At 68.9% G+C, this 4,333-nt stretch carries 6 protein-coding genes and 2 tRNA genes; 6 read left to right on the top strand and 2 right to left on the bottom strand.

Annotated features, from left to right (window positions below):
• Positions 1–1,948, top strand: a 1,948-nt coding sequence (locus ACKOQ4_RS11175; RefSeq protein ID WP_526291786.1) for a cadherin-like domain-containing protein, incomplete at its 5' end; no start/stop codon positions are given.
• On the opposite strand, the gene ACKOQ4_RS11180 is transcribed toward ACKOQ4_RS11175, so the two are convergent.
• Together ACKOQ4_RS11180 and ACKOQ4_RS11185 are read right to left on the bottom strand one after the other, a co-directional pair.
• The gene (locus ACKOQ4_RS11180) at positions 1,945–2,655 is read right to left on the bottom strand and encodes an MBL fold metallo-hydrolase (protein ID WP_526291788.1); all 711 of its coding nucleotides are present in this window, start codon (positions 2,653–2,655) and stop codon (positions 1,945–1,947) included. The genes ACKOQ4_RS11175 and ACKOQ4_RS11180 overlap by 4 nt on opposite strands.
• Before the next feature lie 23 nt (positions 2,656–2,678).
• Positions 2,679–3,206: an arsenate reductase/protein-tyrosine-phosphatase family protein gene (locus tag ACKOQ4_RS11185; protein WP_526291794.1), complete on the bottom strand. Its 528-nt coding sequence runs from the start codon at positions 3,204–3,206 to the stop codon at positions 2,679–2,681.
• Between the two features lie 123 nt (positions 3,207–3,329).
• On the opposite strand from ACKOQ4_RS11185, the gene ACKOQ4_RS11190 reads away from it, so the two are divergent.
• The 5 genes from ACKOQ4_RS11190 to ACKOQ4_RS11210 form a co-directional block, all read left to right on the top strand.
• Positions 3,330–3,402, top strand: a tRNA-Thr gene (locus tag ACKOQ4_RS11190).
• 35 nt (positions 3,403–3,437) lie between these two features.
• A tRNA-Met gene (locus ACKOQ4_RS11195) sits at positions 3,438–3,511 on the top strand.
• Between the two features lie 30 nt (positions 3,512–3,541).
• Positions 3,542–3,709: a 50S ribosomal protein L33 gene (gene rpmG / locus ACKOQ4_RS11200; RefSeq protein WP_526291790.1), complete on the top strand. Its 168-nt coding sequence runs from the start codon at positions 3,542–3,544 to the stop codon at positions 3,707–3,709.
• Positions 3,710–3,712: 3 nt separating this feature from the next.
• Positions 3,713–4,192 carry a (3R)-hydroxyacyl-ACP dehydratase subunit HadA gene (gene hadA / locus ACKOQ4_RS11205; protein ID WP_526291792.1) on the top strand — a complete coding sequence of 160 codons (480 nt, stop codon included), beginning with the start codon at positions 3,713–3,715 and terminating at the stop codon, positions 4,190–4,192.
• Positions 4,179–4,333, top strand: a 155-nt coding sequence (locus ACKOQ4_RS11210) for a MaoC/PaaZ C-terminal domain-containing protein (protein ID WP_526291796.1), incomplete at its 3' end; no start/stop codon positions are given. The genes hadA and ACKOQ4_RS11210, both read left to right, overlap by 14 nt.

The following is a 4,333-nucleotide window of genomic DNA, read 5'->3' on the forward strand; positions in this document are numbered from 1 at the left end:
CGGCGCCGAATCCGACCGTGACTCCCTGAGCTACTCCGCCCCCGCCCCCACCCCCAAGGGCGCGATCGCCGTCGCCGCCGCCGGCAGTTTCACCTACACCCCCACCGCCGCGGCCCGGCACGCGGCGGCCTCCCCCCGGGCCACCGCCGCCGACCGCTCCGATGCCTTCACCGTCACGGCCTCGGACGGCCACGGCGGCTCGATCGCGATACCGGTGGCCGTCGCGGTCGGCGCCTTCAACGCCGCACCGACCGGGACCGCGCGCGTGGGCAGCCCGAACCCGGCCACCGGTGCGGTCGTCGGCTCGGTGGCCGGCAGCGACGCCGACGGCGACCCGCTGACCTACAGCGGTTCGGCCACCACGACCAAGGGCACCGTGACGGTCGGCCCGGACGGCAGCTTCACCTACCGGCCGACGGCCGCCGCCCGGCACCTCGCGGCCGCACTGAGCGCCGGCGCGGGCGACACCACCGACACCTTCACCGTCACCGTCGCCGACAACTACGGCGGATCGGTCGCCGTGCCGGTCCTGGTCTCGATCGGACCGGCCAACACCGCGCCGACGGCCTCGGTGGACGTCCGCGCGATCGATCCCACCACCGGGGCGGTCTCCAGCCGGGTCATCGCGAGCGACGCCGACTCGGATCCGCTGACCTTCGGCGGATCGGTGACCACCGCCAAGGGCACCGCGGCCGTCGCGGCGGACGGGGCGTTCACCTACACGCCCACGCCCGCGGCCCGGCACGCTGCGGCCAAACTCACCGCGGCCGCCGCCGACAGGGTCGACGCGTTCACCGTCGTGGTGAGCGACGGCCACGGCGGCACGACGTCGGTGCCGATCGGCGTGAACATCCTGCCCGCCAACACCGCACCGACGGCCTCGGCCGACTTCGGTGCGCCCGACGTCACCACCGGGATCGTCGCCGGGGCGCTGATCGGATCCGACGCCAACGGTGATGCCTTGAGCTACAACGGATCCCAGACGACGGGCAAGGGAGCCGTGGTCGTCGCCGCAGACGGGACCTTCACCTACACGCCGACCGCACTGGCCCGTCACGCCGCGTCGCTGGCCGGCGCCGCGCCGGCCGACACCATCGACAGCTTCACCCTGGCCGTCGCCGACGGGTACGGAGGCACCGTCGACGTTCCGGTCACGGTGGCCGTCTCGCCGGCCTCGGTCAGGTTCAACTTCGTCTACGGCAGCGGCTCGCAGTACTGGACCCCGGCGGAGCGCAGCGCGTTGCAGGCCGCGGCGGACAGACTCTCGTCCTCCATCGTGGTCAACGCCCCGGTCACGCTGACCTACGACGTGGTCGGGCAGAACAACCCCAGTTCCGGGCTGCTCGCAACGGCCTTCGCCAAGTTCGGCACCAGTGGCCCCGGCTACTACGCCACCGTCGTGCAGACCAAGGTGCAGACCGGCGTCGACCAGAACGGGCCGACGTCGGACAGCCAGATCACCGTGAACTTCGCCTACCCGTGGGCGCTGGGCGACTCCGTGCCCAACAACCAGTACGACTTCCAGTCGGTGGCCATGCACGAACTTCTGCACACCTTCGGCTTCATGACCGGACTGGGCGAACCGTCCGGCATCGACCGCAACTGGACCACCTACGACAAGTACCTCGCGACGGCGAACGGGACCTCGCCGATCGGCGGCGACTACACCTGGAACGCCGCCTACACCCCGAACCTCACCGGGTCCGGCGGAGGCCTGTACTTCACCGGCCCGAACGCCGAGGCCGCCTACGGGGGACCCGTTCCGCTCTACACGCCCAGCCCCTGGTCGTCGGGCAGTTCACTGACCCACCTCGACCCCGCCCACGCCCCGGCCGGCACCACCTACCTGATGGACCCGAACGACGGCCAGGGTCCCGGTGTCCGGGTCATCACAGCGGTCGAGTTGGGCATGCTCAAGGACCTCGGTTACACGGTGTACCCGGGTTAGGCGCCCATCAGCGCGCGCCACTGGGCCAGGTCGGACACCCGGTAGACGTAGTTGCTGCGCTTGACCTCCGAGAGGCTGGCGCTGGGCTCGGCCGAATACCAGTGGCCGGGGAACACCGTCGGGTCGCCCGACAGCCCGGCCAGCTGCTGCAGGCTGCGGAAAATCTCGTCGACGTCCCCGCCGGGGAAGTCGGTGCGCCCGCAGCCCTCCAGGAACAGGGTGTCCCCGGCGACCAGCCGGCCGTCGACCAGGAAGCACTGGCTTCCGGGGGTGTGCCCCGGGGTGTGCAGCAGTTCGATGTCGACGGCGCCCACCGAGACCGTGTCGCCGTGCCGGTGGCCGGTGAGGTCGCTCAGCGGTATTCCGGTGACCCCCGACACCCACTGCGCCTCGTGGGTGTTGACATGCACCGGCACGCTGACCCGCTCGAGGAGTTCTGCCAGCCCCTTGAGCTCGAAGCCCATCATCGACCCGCCGACGTGGTCGGGGTGGTGGTGGGTGACGAGCACCCCGGACAGCCTCATGCCGTCCGCCTCGAGGGTGTCCAGCAGGTCCCCGGCCGCGTAGGCCGGGTCGACGATCACCGCCTCCCCGGTTTCCCGGTCTCCGATGAGGTAGGCGAAGTTGCGCATCTGCTCGGCTATCACGTCGCCGGCCGCGAAATCGCGGCCGGACAGCAGCTGACGGAAATACAGGCGGTCGGACATGGGTCAACCCTAGGGGGCGTGGATCAGGCGGAGGGAGGGGAGTTCCGGCACAGCTCCATCACCGGGGGCATCAATTCGGCGATCATGGAGCCGACACTGGTGAAGACGTCCGCATCCTGGCCGATCGGGTCGGGAACGTCAGCGGGGTCGTCGTAGCCCAGTTGTGACCGCAACCCCGCCAGGTCCCGTATCTCCCGGGCGCCGAATTCGGAGACCAGCCGCGCCGCTTCGATCAGGGTGAAGGTCCGGTGCAGCTGGCGCGGCGCCTGCTCGAGTACCGCGTTTCGGTGCTCCCTGGTCATGGTGATGACCAGGTCGGCACCCGCGGCGATCTTGGGGGTGAGCTGCCGCGCGACGAACCCCGAGGGGTCGCCGCCGAGTTCCTGCAGGACACGTGCGGAGTCCGGGTGCATGGGCCGGCCGATGACCGCCTGGACCCCGGCACTGTGCGCCTCGAAGTCGGGAATTCCGGCTCCGTGGGCGGCGGCGAGCCGCTCGGCGGTGGGGGACCGGCAGATGTTCCCGGTGCAGACGAAAAGGACGCGCAGGATCGGGCTCCTCGGTTCGGTTGGTTTCGCCGCCTAGATTGTGCCCGTGAAAGCACGGCTCGGCGGGAGTTTGGCCGGGTTCAACCGCAGGCTGTAGTCTCTCTAAGGCCCGCCGGCGCGGGTCAGGCCCCCTTAGCTCAGTCGGCAGAGCGTTTCCATGGTAAGGAAAAGGTCAACGGTTCGATTCCGTTAGGGGGCTCGGCGGAGCCGTTCGACCGGCGGCGACGCCGGCATGGCGGTGTAGCTCAGCTGGTTAGAGCGCACGACTCATAATCGTGAGGTCGGGGGATCGAGCCCCCCCACCGCTACGCAGACGAACGAGAAAGAGAGCAGTTGACGTGGCGTCCAGTACCGATGTGCGGCCCAAGATCACCTTGGCGTGCGAGGTGTGCAAGAACCGCAACTACATCACCAAGAAGAACCGCCGCAACGATCCCGACCGGCTAGAACTGATGAAGTTCTGCCCCAACTGCGGCAAGCATCAGGCGCACAAAGAGTCCCGCTGAGTCGTGGGTCTGTCGCAGGAACTGGTCGGGACCCACTACCGGTACCCCGACTGCTACCGGGTCGAGCGGGAGAAGGTACGCGAGTACGCCCATGCGGTGAAGAACACCGACCCGGGCTACCACAGCGACGAGGCCGCCGCGGGTCTCGGCTACCCCGGTGTCGTCGCGCCACTGACGTTCATCTCGGTGTTCGGCTACACCGCGCAGCGGGCGCTGTTCGACCATGCCGACATCGGCATCACCGACAGGCAGATCGTCCAGGTCGACCAGGTGCTGAAATTCCTCAAGCCGGTGACCGCCGGTGACAAGCTGTTCTGTGACGTGTACCTGCATGAGATCCGGCAGGCGCACGGCACCGACATCATCGTGACCCGAAACGTCATCACCAACCAGGATGGTGACGTCGTCCAGGAGAATTACACGACGCTCGCCGGGCGGAGTGATGAGAGTGGAGAAAGTGGCTTCGACGATGGCACTGCGTGAATTCAGTTCGGTCAAGGTCGGCGACGAGCTGCCCGAGAGGACCATCAACCTGACCCGCGCCGACCTGGTCAACTACGCCGGCGTGTCCGGTGACCTCAACCCCATCCACTGGGATGACGAGATCGCCAAGCAGGTCGGCCT

Source organism: Mycobacterium sp. (assembly GCF_046095365.1).
Classification (GTDB): Bacteria; Actinomycetota; Actinomycetes; order Mycobacteriales; family Mycobacteriaceae; genus Mycobacterium.

Bases quoted from the DNA above. Each gene is read 5' to 3' on its own strand.
- ACKOQ4_RS11180 (WP_526291788.1), bottom strand. From the start codon at position 2,655: ATGTCCGACCGCCTGTATTTCCGTCAGCTGCTGTCCGGCCGCGATTTC.